General features: G+C 55.5%; 12 protein-coding genes and 1 pseudogene. 7 read left to right on the forward strand and 6 right to left on the reverse strand.

From position 1 onward, the window contains the following. The 3 genes and pseudogenes from AB8B75_RS20760 to AB8B75_RS20770 form a co-directional block, all read left to right on the forward strand. Positions 1 to 109: pseudogene (locus AB8B75_RS20760) on the forward strand (IS30 family transposase); the annotation flags it as partial. A 110-nt stretch (positions 110 to 219) separates the two neighbouring features. Further along, positions 220 to 1,605 carry an ISNCY family transposase gene (locus tag AB8B75_RS20765; protein WP_405364916.1) on the forward strand — a complete coding sequence of 462 codons (1,386 nt, stop codon included), beginning with the start codon at positions 220 to 222 and terminating at the stop codon, positions 1,603 to 1,605. Beyond that, positions 1,602 to 1,808, forward strand: coding sequence for a hypothetical protein (locus AB8B75_RS20770; protein WP_405364917.1), 207 nt, complete (start codon positions 1,602 to 1,604; stop codon positions 1,806 to 1,808). Before AB8B75_RS20765 ends, AB8B75_RS20770 begins: the two co-directional genes overlap by 4 nt. A gap of 651 nt (positions 1,809 to 2,459) precedes the next feature. On the opposite strand, the gene idi is transcribed toward AB8B75_RS20770, so the two are convergent. The 6 genes from idi to AB8B75_RS20800 form a co-directional block, all read right to left on the reverse strand. Then, positions 2,460 to 2,987 (reverse strand): isopentenyl-diphosphate Delta-isomerase, encoded by a 528-nt coding sequence (idi, locus tag AB8B75_RS20775; protein WP_405364919.1) that lies wholly within the window; start codon positions 2,985 to 2,987, stop codon positions 2,460 to 2,462. Further along, positions 2,984 to 4,162: a geranylgeranyl diphosphate reductase gene (locus tag AB8B75_RS20780; RefSeq protein WP_405364921.1), complete on the reverse strand. Its 1,179-nt coding sequence runs from the start codon at positions 4,160 to 4,162 to the stop codon at positions 2,984 to 2,986. The genes idi and AB8B75_RS20780 overlap by 4 nt, the downstream gene beginning before the upstream one ends. A 2-nt stretch (positions 4,163 to 4,164) precedes the next feature. Beyond that, entirely contained in the window at positions 4,165 to 5,454 is a 1,290-nt protein-coding gene (locus AB8B75_RS20785) for a BCD family MFS transporter (RefSeq protein ID WP_405364923.1), read from the reverse strand. Beyond that, complete coding sequence (chlG, locus tag AB8B75_RS20790) at positions 5,451 to 6,359, reverse strand: chlorophyll synthase ChlG (RefSeq protein WP_405364925.1); 909 nt, start codon at positions 6,357 to 6,359, stop codon at positions 5,451 to 5,453. Before chlG ends, AB8B75_RS20785 begins: the two co-directional genes overlap by 4 nt. Positions 6,360 to 6,422: 63 nt before the next feature. Continuing rightward, positions 6,423 to 7,877 (reverse strand): transcriptional regulator PpsR, encoded by a 1,455-nt coding sequence (gene ppsR / locus AB8B75_RS20795; protein ID WP_405364927.1) that lies wholly within the window; start codon positions 7,875 to 7,877, stop codon positions 6,423 to 6,425. Beyond that, positions 7,841 to 8,623 (reverse strand): B12-binding domain-containing protein, encoded by a 783-nt coding sequence (locus AB8B75_RS20800; protein WP_405364929.1) that lies wholly within the window; start codon positions 8,621 to 8,623, stop codon positions 7,841 to 7,843. Before AB8B75_RS20800 ends, ppsR begins: the two co-directional genes overlap by 37 nt. A 319-nt stretch (positions 8,624 to 8,942) precedes the next feature. On the opposite strand from AB8B75_RS20800, the gene bchF reads away from it, so the two are divergent. Genes bchF through AB8B75_RS20820 form a run of 4 tightly spaced genes read left to right on the forward strand, consistent with a single transcriptional unit; the run spans position 8,943 to position 15,868 of the window. Continuing rightward, complete coding sequence (gene bchF / locus AB8B75_RS20805) at positions 8,943 to 9,455, forward strand: 2-vinyl bacteriochlorophyllide hydratase (RefSeq protein ID WP_405364931.1); 513 nt, start codon at positions 8,943 to 8,945, stop codon at positions 9,453 to 9,455. Continuing rightward, entirely contained in the window at positions 9,452 to 10,768 is a 1,317-nt protein-coding gene (locus AB8B75_RS20810) for a ferredoxin:protochlorophyllide reductase (ATP-dependent) subunit N (protein WP_405364933.1), read from the forward strand. The genes bchF and AB8B75_RS20810 overlap by 4 nt, the downstream gene beginning before the upstream one ends. Further along, positions 10,765 to 12,300 (forward strand): ferredoxin:protochlorophyllide reductase (ATP-dependent) subunit B, encoded by a 1,536-nt coding sequence (bchB, locus tag AB8B75_RS20815; protein ID WP_405364935.1) that lies wholly within the window; start codon positions 10,765 to 10,767, stop codon positions 12,298 to 12,300. The genes AB8B75_RS20810 and bchB overlap by 4 nt, the downstream gene beginning before the upstream one ends. Next, positions 12,290 to 15,868, forward strand: coding sequence for a magnesium chelatase subunit H (locus AB8B75_RS20820; RefSeq protein ID WP_405364937.1), 3,579 nt, complete (start codon positions 12,290 to 12,292; stop codon positions 15,866 to 15,868). The genes bchB and AB8B75_RS20820 overlap by 11 nt, the downstream gene beginning before the upstream one ends. Position 15,869 lies beyond the last annotated feature (1 nt).

Below are 15,869 nucleotides of genomic sequence, written 5' to 3' on the forward strand. Positions count from 1 at the left end.
TCGAGATATGAAGTCGATTTGTGACCGCTTGAATAGCACACCCAGGAAGTGCCTTGGCTGGCGCACACCGACAGAAGCATTCAGGGAAGAACTGATGAAACTGAGATAGCGGAAACTGTCGCAACGACCCTTGAGAAGCCAGCAGCAAAGCTAAAATGTCACCCATGAGCAATTCAGGAATGTCACTCTGCCCTCAAAAATCATTGAGGATGAGCAGACATGGGATGGGTGGTTATGAGCGAGCGCGAGTGGAACCGCGTGGAGGTTCTGGCGCAGGTTGATGACGGGCGGCTGAGTGTCGACAACGCGGCCAACATGTTGGCACTGACACGGCGGCAGGTTTTCCGGCTGTTGAAGCGGTTTCGGCAGGATGGTGCGTCGGCGATCAGGCACAAAGCGCGTGGCAAGCCGCCAAACAATCGCATCCATCATGCTAAGCGCGACTATGCGCTCAGCATCATCAAGGAAAGCTATGCGGATTTCGGTCCGACCTTGGCGACGGAGATGCTTGCCGAACATCACGGGTTCAAAGTTTCGCGCGAGACGGTTCGTAAGTGGATGCAGGAAGATGGCATCTGGTTATCACGCAAACAGCGCCGGACATTCCATCAGCCGCGCTTGCGCCGGGAATGCTTTGGCGAGTTGATCCAAATCGACGGGTCAGACCACAGATGGTTCGAAGATCGAGGCGATCCCTGCACCCTGCTCGTCTTCATCGATGACGCGACAAGCACATTGATGGCACTGCGGTTTGTAAAGTCGGAAAGCACCTTCAGCTACTTTGAAGCTTTGGAAAGTTATCTGTTGAAGCATGGTCGCCCGGTCGCGTTCTACAGCGATAAGCACACCGTCTTCCGCGTTCCAAAGCCGAACGAAAACATGACAGGCATGACCCAGTTTGGGCGCGCCCTGGCCGAGCTGAACATCGAGATCATCTGTGCCAACTCTTCCCAAGCCAATGGCCGCGTCGAACGCGCGAACCGCACGCTGCAGGATCGGCTGGTTAAAGAGCTGCGCATCGCGGGCATCTCCAACATGGAAGACGGCAACGCGTTCCTAGGGGGCTTCATGGAGCGCTATAATGCCAAGTTTGCAAAGGCTCCGGCCAAACCAGACAACCTGCACCGTGCCTTGAACATCGAGCCGGATCGGCTGGCCGAGGTCTTCTGCCTGCGCGACAAGCGTTATGTCACTAAGGATTTGACGCTGAAGTACGACCGCAAGCGCATCCGACTTGAGGTCAACGATCTGACGCGCGGTCTGGTCGGCAAATACGTCGATGTCTATGAGATGCCGGACGGACGCATCCAAGTCCGTGCCAAAGGCGTCGCCCTGCCCTGCAGCATCTTCGATCCACACCAACAGCGCGTGACCCATGCCGCAATCACCGAGAACAAACATCTCAGCGCGGTTCTCGCTCACATCAAAGAGGAACAGGAGAAGGCCACGCCACCGCCAAAGGTCAAACCGGTCAGCGCCAAGAACGGCTACAAGAAGACAGGCCGTCGTCCTCCGGGTCGACCTTCAAAGATGGAAGCGTATTATGAACGCAAGCGCGCTGAACGAACTGCTACAATGAGGCGAACTGGAGCCAACAAAGAATGACCTACGAGCAGTGCGTGCGAGCCACATTTTTGGACTGGGAAAGCTGGCTGATCGCACTGATAGCCTTGGCAATGTTTCTCATTCTGCGCCACTTCAAACGAACAGTTCTAGCGATCGGGTCTGGCGTTGTCGGCGTCTGCTTGGCGCTTTCGTGGGCCTATTTGTTCTATGAGCTGAACTGCGTCGAACTCATCGGTTTGTAAAACACAACAGCGCAAAGATACCTTGGTCTGGCTTGAGTCCCGCAAGGCTTGTCAGCCCTGCGATATTTGAGGTCTCCGGGCTGCTAAGCCTTGCTCCCGTGACGCCCTGTGGTGACATTTCTACTTTGCACAACCAGTGACATTTCTACTTGGTTGCAACATTGCCATGACAAGGTGCGCGCTACTTCCAGCTGCGTCTGCTGTTGGAAAACAATAGTATTGCTTGAACACAGCAAGCGGCATGGGCGTTTCTTGTTCACAAACGAACTTCGAAGAGACGTAGACAAGATCGTTAAGGCGATCAAAGACCTGCCTACTATGCGCAAAAATCAATCACCTTCGATCGTGGAGCCAAACGCGTGAGCTGGCGCTACCTACTTGCGGAGATCGTCGCTAAAAGCTGTTTCTGTTACCTCCTCCAAACTGCCAGAAGGTCCTGTCGAGAACGCCAGATGTCGCGCGCGGTTTGCGTTCCCGCGAAAACCGGACATGCGGTCGATGGCGGATCAAGACGTTAACGTGATTTGTAGCCACCTTCGCAAATCACCAGAAAATACCTCGGGTCGAAGACACCTGCCAGACAGTTAAGAGACAAGATTTCGGCAAAAATGACCCGATATCTCTAACCTAGACGAAAGCTGACACCGTGGATCAAACAGCGCTCATACCAAAAATGACATCACAATGATCGCGCAGATAAATCCTCAGCCAAGGGGTGAAGAGTTCGGGGGTTTGATCGACCTGCTTTTGCAATTCTTCAAACTGCATCCACTCGACCGCCATAACCTCCTCTGGATTTGGCGTGACACGCAAATCTGCATCTGCCTCGGCGACGTAAACTTCCACGACTTCATGTTCAATCAGCCCGCTGCCTACATCTGCCCGGTACTCCAAATGATGTCGGTGTTCTGGTACGACCCCGGTGACGCCAATCTCTTCATCCAGACGGCGCATCGCGCAGTCCCGGGGCGCTTCATCCCACTTGGGGTGCGTGCAACAGGTATTCGTCCAGAGACCGGGGGTATGGTACTTTCCCAAAGCACGTTGCTGCATCAATACCTTGTCACCATGCAACACAAAAACAGAAACCGCCTTGTGGCGAAGCCCTTTCACATGCGCTTCGAGTTTTTCAACAGGTGTCAGGGTGCCGTCGACCCAGGCTGGGATCATGATTGTCATACGTGCGTTGTTGCCACGAGCCCGGTTAGATGAGCAAGGTTTTTCAAGCCGATCTTCAAATGCGCCATCGGACGGGCCTTGACCAGCTTCTTGTTCATATAGGCTTCAAACGTCAATCGCTGAACGTCCACATCGTGGCAAAGCGACACAAATCGTTCGCGCCGCTCGTCGCTTCGATAGTAGGCGTTTTGCATCGCGCCAAGCACTTTGAAGACTTGCTTGTGCTCGCGCATGAAAAGCTTCCGAGCCAGCGCAAGGTTGGCGATACGGCCCGTCGATAGTGTGGCAGCCGCCGCCGTCGCTGCAACACGGCCGCCGACCATGGCATAATAGATCCCTTCACCAGAGGAAGGTGCAACAACGCCAGCCGCATCCCCGGCAAGAACCACATCGTTGGCATTGTCCCAGAATTTCATTGGTTTCAAAGGAATGGGCGCGCCTTCTCGACGCAGGGTTTTACACGCACTTAAACCAGCAGAGGCGCGCAATTCCGATGTGGCTTGTTTCAAATCAACGTCGGTCACAATTGTGCCCATGCCAACACTGGTGGTTGTGCCATGCGGGAAAATCCAGCCATAAAAATCAGGCGAAATATCCCCATCATAGATCACATCACAGCGTGCAGGATCGTAAGTACCATTTGCCGCTGGGGCTTCGATGATCTCGTGATAGGCAAGAACGTATGGAATCCGGTCTCCGCCCGGCACTTCTTGTCTGGCCACTTTCGAGCGTGCCCCATCCGCGCCGATGATCAACCGTGTCTGGAGCTTGCGCTCCGCGCCACTTTCTTTGTCACGGTAGAGAACAAATCGATTATTGCCTTCTCGTTCGATCCGCAGAAAGGTTCCTGTTAAGCTGTGCGCCCCGGCTTTGGCTGCGCGATCTCGCAGAAAGGGATCGAAATCCTTGCGATCTACCATTCCGACAAAACCGTTTTCGATCGGGATATCTACATGCCGACCAGTGGGTGAAATCATCCGCGCCGTATTGACCTTGGCGACGAGCTGATCGTCTCGGATGTCGAAGTCTTCCATGAGGCGTGGTGGAATCGCTCCGCCGCAAGGTTTGATGCGACCATCCCGATCAATCAGCGCCACCTTGTGACCAGACTTAACTAAATCCAAAGCCGCCGTGGCGCCTGACGGGCCACCTCCCACTACCACGACATCATACATGCTCATTCTCCCGGGACCAAAGAGCTGTTGCATACTGCGGGGCGCTCCATCACCCGCAGCGCCATATAAGCGGCAGCGATAAAGAGCGCTGCCTCGATGAGAAAAACCGTACCAAAAGCCGTTGCGTCGCTGGTGGCAATCGCCGCACGCATGATATCAACTGATGCGGCGCCCAGAAGTCCGCCGAACCCGGCGGCCAATGCCTGCGCAGCCCCCCAGAGGCCCATTCGAGTGCCTTCGCGCGCGCTGCGACCTTGGCCCGCAAGCGCCATCATGGAGCCGATCGCTGCAACTGCAAAGACGCCGTTGAAGAAACCAAGCCCGACCACCGCGAGCATCAAAGGTGCGCCCACACCGACCTGCCCCAAGAGCGTCAAGGATACCAGCATCGCCGCAGATCCAAAACAACCTCCAATGACCCAGGCCCGCAGACTACCTAGTTTGAAGCCTGTCGCCATCACACCTACAATAACCATGCCTACAAAGACGCCTCCGTTTTGTGCGCCGGAAAGCGACGTGGATTGCCCAGGTGTGAAGTCAAAAACCAGACCAGCATAAGGCTCCAGGATTAGTTCCTGCATGAAATACGCGGTCATCGACAAGAAAACGAAAAGGGTAAAATTGCGGGCTTTGCGTTCCGCCCAAACCTCGGCCAGTCCTTCGCCAAACGGCGTGGGTGTTTGTGCTGGTGCCGCTTCTACGCGGGCTTCGACCCCCCAAACGGCGATGCATGTCAGAAGAAAAGCGCCCCCAGTGACTATGGCTACGATTTTCAAAAGAAGGGTAGCGGAATAAGGGTCAAGCTGCGCTCCAACAACACCCGCCGTGATTGCAATGCCTGCTATCATCATGAGCCAGGTGATTGTCGCTGCGGCTGCGCGACGGCTGGGCGCTGTTGCCGTCGCAAGCAAAGCTAATAGTGATGTGCCAGAGGCCCCTACCCCTAGCCCAATCAAAGCATATGCCAGAACGGACAAGGCCAGACCCATGGCGAAATGATCTTCCAGAACGACAACGGCGTAGGCCGCGAGCATTGCGCCTGACGCCAGCGCGAACATGCCGCGTGTGATCCAACGCGTTCGATTGCCGCCTGTATCTGATAGGAAGCCCCAGTTCGGCCGTGTGATCTGGATGCCGTAGTGTAGTGCCACAAGCAGGCCCGGCAAAACAGCCGGCAAGGCCAATTCCACCACCATCAACCTGTTAAGTGTCGAAGTGGTAAGTACCACAATTGCGCCAAGGCACATTTGAACAAAACCCAACCGGACGATGGCAAACCAGCTGAGGGTCATAGTGCGCCTCCCATGCTGCGTAGGGCAAAGGCTGCGACCATCATGCCGCTGACGTACAGGAGGACCCCCGTGCCATTGTACCAAGGTGCTTGCCCCTTGGGATCTTTGAAAAGACGCTTCATCGCGCAGAGCTGGACAACGATCAATGCCATCACTGCCGCGCCGTGCATGAGCAGCCCCCAATGTGCCAGCAAGGAGACAACTGCGATTTGCGGTAGGGTCATTACCACGCAGGCAACCTTGGCTGCCCGCTCGGGGCCAAGTGTGACCGGTAGTGAATTTACACCGGTCTGGCGATCGCCTTCCAACGCCTTGAAATCGTTGAGGGTCATGATGCCGTGGGCGCCGATACCGTACAGCAGAGCAATGAGGATCGTGGGCCAACTGGGCGCGCCCGCGCTCAGCACAGCCGCACCGGTAAACCAAGGCAGGCTTTCATAGCTCAAACCAACGAGCCCCGGACCCCACCAGCCTGACCGCTTCATGCGCAGGGGTTCTGCGGAATAGGCCCAAGCCGCAAGGACGCCAATGACTGTTGCGCCGAAGCCCCAGGCACCCAATTGCCAACCCACCCAGAGTGATAGCGCGGACATAACCAATGCAATCCAAAGCCCCCATTTCCCGGGGATGCGACCTGAAGGTATCGGCCGGTCGGGTTCATTGATGGCGTCCACATGACGGTCACACCAATCGTTGGCCGCTTGGCTCATACCACAGACAATTGGTCCTGCCAAAAGGATGCCGAGCAGAACAAGCCCGAGGTGTTCCGAAGGCGCGACGCCAGAAGAAATCACGCCGCACAGGTAGGCCCACATGGGCGGGAACCACGTGATCGGTTTAATGAGACGCAGAGCGGCGGCAGGCTCGGGAAAACGGCGCGGCTGTATGATCTGAGTGACAGACATGTGTCAACTATGCCTGACACAATGAGTCGGTGCAAGAGGGTCGGATTGGCAAGAAAGAGCTGGTCAGTTGTTTTTACTGAGCAGCCCGAATTTGCGGAGTTTCACGTAGAGACTTTGCCGTGACAGTCCCAGCATCTCCGCGGCAGCCACACGATTGTTGTTGGTGAGTTCAACCGCTGTTTGAATGCACATCATTTCGACAACATCGGTGGTCTCCGCCACAATATCCTTCAAAGAGGCCGATCCTACCAAGTCCATTACGTTGCGCGAGGAATCCGTCTTCATTTGACTTTGCGGGGTGGCTCGTGGACGCACAGTTTCTACTCGGCTTACATCACGCACGACGCACCCGACAACAGGAACGTCAACCTCGTCAAAATGCGTCGCAGATATCTCGACCGTAAGGCGCGCGCCTAGGTCGTTGACCAGTTTGGTTGCATAGATTCGCATATGGCCTGCGCGCTCTGAACGGTCGGTCAAAACCGCCATATCAATTTGCCCTCGACTGAGGAAATCTGAGAAACTGCGCCCGACAACGTCTGATTGGTGCGCGGCGCCGATGAGATCAAGAAAGCTTTCATTTACCGCGGTGATCACACCTTTTCCGGACATGAAGATCATCGCATCGCTGCCTGAGCGGAACAATGACAATGCTTGAGAGGCCATTGCATCTGGTGTTTTAGACGCTTCTGTACCCGATGTTACCCGACATAGTAAAACACGTTGTCCACCAGCGCGGAACACCACGGGATGTACGATGAGTTCACGACGACCACGGCTGGAGCGCAGTGTCACGCGCCCACCTTCGTCCGAAACCGTCGCATTCAGTAGGCTTTCGGTGAGTTCGCCGGTAGATCGATCTGCGAAGTGCGTGGCAAAACTGCTACCTTTCAAAGCGTCAAGTTTTAACCCAAGAAGATCTGCTGCGGCCTCATTGGCATCATCAATCAGGCCAGAGTTAACGGCGATGAAAACAACGGCGTCTTTGCAATTTGCCAGCAAGATGCGAAATCTCGCATCGAATTCGCGCCGGGCCTCGTAGCCCTGTTCCAATGCGATCTGAGCCTGCACCAGCTGTTGCTGAGTTTCCGCGATTGGACGCAGGTCACGCCCAAGGAGCAGAGCAGCGTTTTCCTGGCCAAACCTGTGGAAAGTATACCGGACGGGATATTGCCAAACGGCGTTGTCACTGTGGTTGAGTTCGAGCGGTTTGCGCGGCACCTCGCCGGCGACGTAGGCCTCGTGCGCTGCTTCGAACTTCGGCACACACTCGCGGGTCAGAAAGTCAACAACAGGCCGACCTTCCCAATGCTTGAGATTACCAAAGGAGTCGCTTTGAGCATTGAGAACGACGGAAAGTATGACACCTTCTGAAGATACAACCAGCGCAATATCAGATGCCGCGCCAATGATGCTGCCCAAAAATTCTGGCTCAATAAGTGGAACGGCACCGCTGCTCCAAAAGTTACTGCCCCCGGTTGTCATTGCCGCACCGACGATTTCAAGCGTTCTGAACATAGAGCGATAGCGTCTTTTGCGTCTGCAGACACCAAGTCCACACCCGTCCGGTCGATCAAATCTTCGGTATCGATCATCACGGCGCCCCCCAAAACAATCATGGGGTCGCAGGTTGTGGCACTACGGATGGTTTGCACGATCTGTGTGATGGCTTCGAGCGCTTCGCTGCGGGAACATGAGATGAGTACGATGTGAGGTCGTTCGGTCGATACTCGCTGTTCCAAAGCTTCCAAAGTCTCATCAAAGGATACAAGGACCTCGCATCCAACCCTACGTAGCTGCGCTGCAACTACGCTCAAACCCAGGAAGTGTTGTTCTCCTTCTGGCAAGACCAGCAACGCCCGGATTTGTTGAGTGCGCGCGGAAAAATCTACCTTTGAACGTTGAACGACTTGGTCCAGCAGCGACTGCAGCCGCAGTGTACCAATGGTGACATCCGCGAAACTAATGTTGTTCTGAACCCAACTTTCTCCAAGGCAGCGCGCAGCACTTGGAATGTAAAGATCGATTATCGCATCATGTTTCAGCCGATGGTTCAGTAGGTCTTCGCAAAGCGCTACTACATTAAATTCTTTGGGCAACAGAATCGCACGTACCAAATGATCCAGCACAAATTGACGTGCGCCATCATGGTTGAGGGTCTGAAGATCTTTCAGCGCACAAATGACATCAGCTGCAAAAACGCCTGTTTCTGCTGGCGCATTGCGGCGACGGCAACGCGTCCCTGACTGATCATCCTGCGGCATTGTACCACCTGAGCGAACATGCTTGCGCTGGTTCGTGTTTGAGGGTCGAAACCCCATCGATTAGGCTACTGGCAACAAATCTCTGCTTTGCACGCCGTAATGTCAAATTAAATTGACATTTTAGTAGGTGTTTTCAACCGTCGATCAGCATTAATTGCATCGTTTTTTATGGGTTATTATACCTTTAGGTTGTTTTTGCGCCAAATTGCCACGCGCGCCTTTACCCATATCCGGCACGCGAAATGTGTAAGATTTAGTTGACACTTTTCTCAGAAAACAGCTACCTTTAACTACGAGGACGGGAGAGGTCATCAACTCAATGCATAGCCAAAGTGCGCACAACACCGATACAGCGGGTCTGTATACCGCTGAGCAACGCATCAGGCGGGATGAGTCGGTCTGGACCGTTATTCAGGGCATTTTGGCGCCGCTTCAATTCCTAGTTTTTCTTGTCTCCTTGGCGCTTGTTTTGCGGTACCTGTGGAACGGTGCAGGGTATGAGGCCGCGACCCTGTCGGTCGTTATCAAAACGGCGGTGCTTTATCTCATCATGGTGACCGGTGCGATTTGGGAAAAAGTCGTTTTCGGTCAATACCTTTTTGCCCCGGCTTTCTTTTGGGAAGACGTGTTTTCATTCGCAGTAATCGCGCTGCATACCGCCTATCTCTGGGGCCTTTTTGCTGGGGCGCTGGCACCGGTTCCGTTGATGTTTCTGGCGCTTGCAGCCTATGCCGCTTACGTCATCAACGCAGCACAATTTCTCTTAAAGCTGCGCGCCGCTAGATTGCAGGCTCAATCGGACCATATCAGACCAAAAGAGGTCAGCGCATGACAGAGCTGCCGCGCCTCTCAAATTCTGGTGGATGCCGCAACGCACCGATTCTGAAACAACGTGGGCAGCGCGAAGTATTTTGCGGCCTGACAGGTATCATTTGGCTCCACCGCAAGATGCAGGATGCATTTTTCCTTGTAATCGGCAGCAGAACTTGTGCGCATTTGCTACAATCCGCCGCTGGGGTGATGATTTTTGCAGAACCGCGCTTTGGCACAGCGATTCTCGAGGAAACGGATCTGGCGGGTTTGGCGGATGCGCAAACTGAGCTGGACAAGGTCGTGGATCAGCTGCTGGCGCGGCGCACAGACATCAAACAGCTGTTTCTTGTGGGCTCTTGCCCCTCCGAAGTAATCAAGCTTGATCTGGCACGCGCGGCGGAACGCATGACGGAAAAATATGCACCTTCCGTCCGGGTCTTGAATTTTTCCGGGTCTGGTATTGAGACCACCTTCACACAAGGTGAAGACGCTTGCCTTGCTTCCATGGTGCCAGTTTTGCCAAAGACCAACATCCGTCAACTGATGTTGGTAGGTGCCTTGCCGGATGTCGTCGAAGAACAGGCGGTTTCCCTATTGACCGACATGGGTGTCGGCCCGATCAAGGTTTTGCCCGCACCGCGTTCGGATACAGATCTTGGCGTCGGGGATAACACGGTCTTTGCGCTGACCCAACCATTCCTGGGCGATACCATGGCGGCTCTTGAACGGCGCGGCGCTCGGCACCTGCCAGCGCCCTTCCCCTTTGGGGAGGAAGGTACAACGGCGTGGTTGCAGGCCATCGCCAATGAGTTTGGCGTCGATGCCGAGACCTTTGACCGTGTGACATCGGCCCCTCGGGCGCGGGCACGCAAGGCCATCGCGCAAGCCTCGGAAACCCTGAACGGTAAATCGATCTTTTTCTTCCCCGACAGCCAACTGGAAATCCCTTTGGCGCGGTTTTTGACCCGAGAATGCGGAATGAACGCCATCGAAGTTGGTGCGCCTTTCATCCACAAAAGCATCGTCGGGCCCGATCTCGACATGCTGAACGAGGGCCCGACACTGTCCGAAGGTCAGGATGTGGATTTGCAATTGGCACGCTGTCGTGCCGCCCGGCCTGATCTTACAGTCTGTGGTCTTGGTTTGGCCAACCCGCTGGAAGCGGATGGGTTGGCGACCAAATGGGCGATCGAACTGGTATTCACGCCTGTGCATTTTTATGAACAGGCGGGCGACTTGGCGGGTCTCTTTTCGCGCCCAATCAGACGCGCGAATTTATTGAAACTTGAGGACGCAGATGTTTCAAGCCAAATGCGCGAGGGCGCGCAATGAAGCTGACGGTTTGGACATACGAAGGCCCGCCGCATGTTGGGGCCATGCGGGTCGCGACAGGTATGAAAAACCTGCACTACGTTTTACACGCTCCGCAGGGTGACACCTACGCGGACCTGCTATTCACCATGATCGAGCGACGCGATCATCGTCCGCCGGTCACCTATACCACTTTTCAGGCGCGCGATCTGGGTTCTGATACTGCCAATCTGTTCAAAAAGTCACTCGAAGATGCTTACGAACGGTTCAAGCCCGAAGCCTTGATCGTCGGTGCGTCGTGTACCGCCGAACTCATTCAGGATGACCCGGGCGGCATGGCCGAAACGATGGACATCCCGGTGCCAGTGATTCCTCTGGAATTACCCAGCTATCAACGAAAAGAAAACTTTGGCGCGGATGAAACCTTCTTTCAGATTGTCCGAACGCTTGCGAAACCGATGGAACGAACGTCGCAAATCAGCTGCAACCTGATCGGCCCCACCGCTCTTGGGTTTCGGCACCGCGATGATATCACCGAGCTCACGTCGCTGCTGTCAGACATGGGCATCAGCGTGAATGTGGTGGCGCCAATGACCGCCTCGCCTGCCGATATTGCACGGATGGGCGCGGCGCATTTCAACGTTCTGATGTATCCCGAAACCGCTGAGGCGGCCGCACGGTGGTTGGCGCGGGACCTGCAGCAACCCTATACAAAAACCGTGCCCATCGGCGTCGGCGCCACGCGCGATTTCGTCCGTGAAGTTGCCGAAATTACAGGCGTGAAGCCCTATCTGGATGAGAGCCGGTTGCGCCTTCCGTGGTACTCCAAATCCGTTGACAGCACCTATCTGACTGGCAAACGGGTGTTCCTCTTCGGCGATGGCACGCATGTGGCCAGTGCCGCGCGCATTGCCCGTGACGAAATGGGGTTCGAGGTGGTTGGCATGGGTTGCTACAACCGGGAAATGGCACGCCCGCTGCGCGCTTTGGCCAAAGAATATGGGGTCGAGGCGACCATCACCGATGACTATCTGCACGTAGAAAGCGTGATCGAAAAACTCCAGCCGGAAATGATTCTCGGTACTCAGATGGAACGCCACATCGGCAAGCGCCTCGGCATTCCCTGTGCGGTCATTTCGGCACCGGTACATGTGCAGGACTTCCCTGCGCGTTATTCCCCGCAGATGGGGATTGAAGGGGCCAACGTCATTTTCGACACTTGGGTGCACCCTTTGGTTATGGGACTCGAAGAGCATCTGTTGCACATGTTCCGCAACGATTTTGAGTTCAACGATGCCGCCGGACCGTCGCACCATGGTGGCCATGCCGGCAAAGTTGATGCAAACCAGAGTCAAAACCCAGTGGACAGAGACACGCCTGCTCCGGTAGATGCCGCCGTCTGGTTGGCAGCGGCTGAAAAGGAACTCAAGAAAATACCGTTTTTTGTGCGGGGCAAGGCGCGCAGAAACACGGAGATCTACGCCTCCTTGAATGGCGTGACCGAAATCAGTGTCGACACGCTGTATGAGGCAAAGGCCCATTATGCGCGATGACTCCGGGATAACAGGGGGCCGCCGTTTGCCCGGTTACCGTGTGGTCATCCTCACGTTGGACAGCCATGCTGCGGGCCCAGCCTTGCGTGCAATGGACAATCTGTCGCAAGACTATCCCGGATTGTTCTTATCGATCCATGCGGCCGCTGAGTGGGGCGAAACGCCGGGTGCTTTTGAAGCAGCACAAGAAGCCATCGCCGAAGGCGACATCATTATTGCGAACCTCTTGTTCCTCGAAGAACATGTCGCGCGCATTTTGCCATCTCTGCAAGCCCGCCGTGACCATTGCGATGCGATGATCGGTGTCATCGCCGATGCCACCATTGTCAAACTGACCCGCATGGGCTCGCTGGACATGATGGCACCACAATCGGGCACCATGAAGCTGATGAAACGCTTGCGCGGTTCGTCCAAACCGTCAAGTTCTTCGGGTGCCAACAAGATGGCACTCCTGCGCCGTTTGCCGAAAATTCTGCGGTTCATTCCCGGCAAGAGCCAGGATTTGCGCGCCTGGTTCCTGACCATGCAGTATTGGCTAGGAGGCTCAGACGACAACGTCGAAGCGATGGTTCGGTTTTTGCTCAACCGCTATGCTACAAAAACCAGCTGGGATCTGAGCGTCGACGCGGCCGCACCGATTGAATACCCCGATGCAGGTCTCTACCACCCTGACCTTCCCGGTCGCATCACAACCGACGCCAGCGTGATACCTGCTCCAAAAGGCGCCGAGATAACCGTCGGTTTGCTTATGATGCGCTCTTATGTCCTGTCATCGGACACCGCTCACTACGACGCTGTGATCCGTGCGTTTGAAGCGCGCGGCGTTCGGGTTCTGGCCGGGTTCGCCGGCGGCTTGGACGGGCGCCCGGCAATCGACGCATATTTTCGCGATAGCACTGGCGTTCATATTGATGCGCTGGTGTCGTTAACGGGCTTTTCGCTTGTGGGTGGGCCTGCGTACAACGATAACGCTGCGGCCATTGAGGTGCTCAAAGATCTGGATTTGCCTTACGTTGCTGCGCATCCCTTGGAGTTTCAAACTCTTGCGCAATGGGCATCGTCCGAGCAGGGTCTGGGACCCATTGAAACAACCATGCTGGTGGCATTGCCCGAACTAGATGGCGCTACGAACCCCACGGTATTTGCCGGTCGGCATGGCGCAGATGGCTGCCAGGGTTGCGCGCACCGGTGCGCGTGCGTGTCGGACAGCAAGGCGATGGCGCCATGTATACAGCGCATCGACAGCCTTGTTGAAAAAACCATCCGTCTCGCCAACCTGCGGCGCAAGGAGAATGCAGACAAAAAACTTGGCATTGTTCTCTTTGGTTTTCCTCCTAATGCGGGCGCGGTCGGCACAGCCGCCTACCTGAGTGTCTTTGAAAGTCTTTTCAACACGCTGAACCGTCTGAAGGCAGAGGGTTACACGCTCGAAGTGCCGGAAACGGTCGATGATTTGCGCGCAGCCGTTTTGCAAGGGAACGCCGCTCAATACGGCCAAGAAGCCAATGTTGCGGCGCATGTCAGCGCCGATACCATTGTAAAAACCACGCCGCCGCTGGCTGCTGTTGAGGCGGTTTGGGGGCCGGCTCCCGGACGCATCCAATCCGATGGACGCGGGGTTTTTGTGCTCGGCAAAGAATTTGGTAATATCTTTGTCGGTGTCCAGCCCGCCTTTGGGTATGAAGGTGACCCAATGCGGTTGCTGTTTGAAAAGGGTTTTGCACCAACACATGCTTTCGTCACTTTTTACCTATGGCTGCGCAACACTCTGAAAGCAGATGCGATCCTGCATTTCGGCATGCACGGCGCTTTGGAGTTCATGCCGGGCAAACAAACCGGAATGGGTCCTGATGATTGGCCCGATATGCTGATCGGCGAGATGCCAAACATCTATCTTTACGCCTCGAACAACCCGTCCGAGGCCAGCCTCGCCAAGCGCCGGTCAGGGGCCGTGACCGTGACCCATCTGACCCCACCCCTAGCAGCGTCAGGGCTTTACAAAGGCTTGGTTGATCTCAAGGACAGCCTGACTCGCTGGCGCGCTTTGACGCCGGGTGCACCTGAGCGGGAGGAGTTGGAAATCCTGATCGCCGAACAGGCTGAAGCCGTTGATATGGGTGGGATCATGCCCGATCAGCTCTGGCTCAAGCTTCTGGAAACCGAAGACGCGCTGATCCCGGAAGGGCTGCACATCATAGGCGAAAAACTCAGCGACGCTGCACGCTCAGAGTATTTGAACATCATGGACCATGCGGATGCGGCAACAAAGGCCCGCGTTGGGGAAATGTTGCAAGAAGAGACCGAGCTTGAAGCTATTTGTCAGGCGCTGTCGGCGCGGTTCATTCCGCCTGTACCTGGCGGCGATTTGTTACGTTCCGCCGAAGTCCTGCCTACCGGGCGCAACATACATGCATTTGATCCGTTTCGAATGCCGACGGCCTTTGCGTGTCAAGATGGTGCCAAACAGGCACAATTGCTGTTGCAAACCCATGACAGCTTGCCGCGCACCGTCGCCCTGGTGCTTTGGGGCAGCGACAATATCAAATCAGATGGTGGCCCGATTGCGCAGGCACTGGCGTTGATGGGATGCACCCCTCGATTTGACAGTTTTGGTCGAATATCCGGCGCGGATCTGATCCCGCTCACCGACCTGGGACGCCCCCGCATCGATGTGATCATGACGCTTTCGGGTATTTTCCGCGATCTTTTGCCGTTGCAAACCCGCATGCTTGCCGAGGCGGCGCTGAAATGCGCCAAGGCAGACGAACCGTCGGAGCAGAACTTTATCCGCGCGCATGCTTTAGCCTATTGCGAAAAGACAGGTTGCGACATGGAAGAGGCTGCTTTGCGCGTCTTCTCGAACGCGGAAGGTGCCTATGGCTCTAACGTGAATGCCCTCGTCGATAGTTCAGCCTTCGGAGATGAAGATGAATTGGCTGATGCTTACGAATCCCGCAAGAGTTTCGCATATGGCACAGATGGCAAGGCTTCACCGCATGCGGCATTGTTGCAATCGACTTTGGCTGAGGTCGATGTTGCCTATCAGAATCTCGAATCCGTTGAGCTCGGCGTCACTACCGTGGATCACTATTTTGACACGTTGGGCGGCATCGCCCGTGCGGTCAAACGCGCCAAAGGGTCAGATGCGGCCGTCTATATCGGCGACCAAACACGCGGAGTGGGCAAGGTACGTACTCTGAAGGACCAAGTCGCACTGGAAACACGGGCCCGCAGTCTGAACCCGAAGTTTTTCGAAGGTTTGCTCAAACATGGCTCAGAAGGTGTGCGCCAGATCGAAGCCACGGTGACAAATACATTGGGTTGGTCTGCAACCACCGGCCAGGTCGATCCATGGGTGTACCAGCGCATCTCCGAGACATTCTTATTGGACGCCGAAATGCGCCAGCGCCTTGCCGATCTCAACCCGACAGCTTCCAGCCGCATGGCCAACCGATTATTGGAAGCCAATGACCGAAACTATTGGTCACCCGACGCTGATACGCTGGCTGCTTTGCAAGAGGCTGCCGACGCACTAGAGGACCAACTCGAAGGGATCGCAGCACAATGAT

The sequence above is a fragment of the Roseobacter sp. genome (genome assembly GCF_045106495.1).
GTDB lineage: Bacteria > Pseudomonadota > Alphaproteobacteria > Rhodobacterales > Rhodobacteraceae > Roseobacter.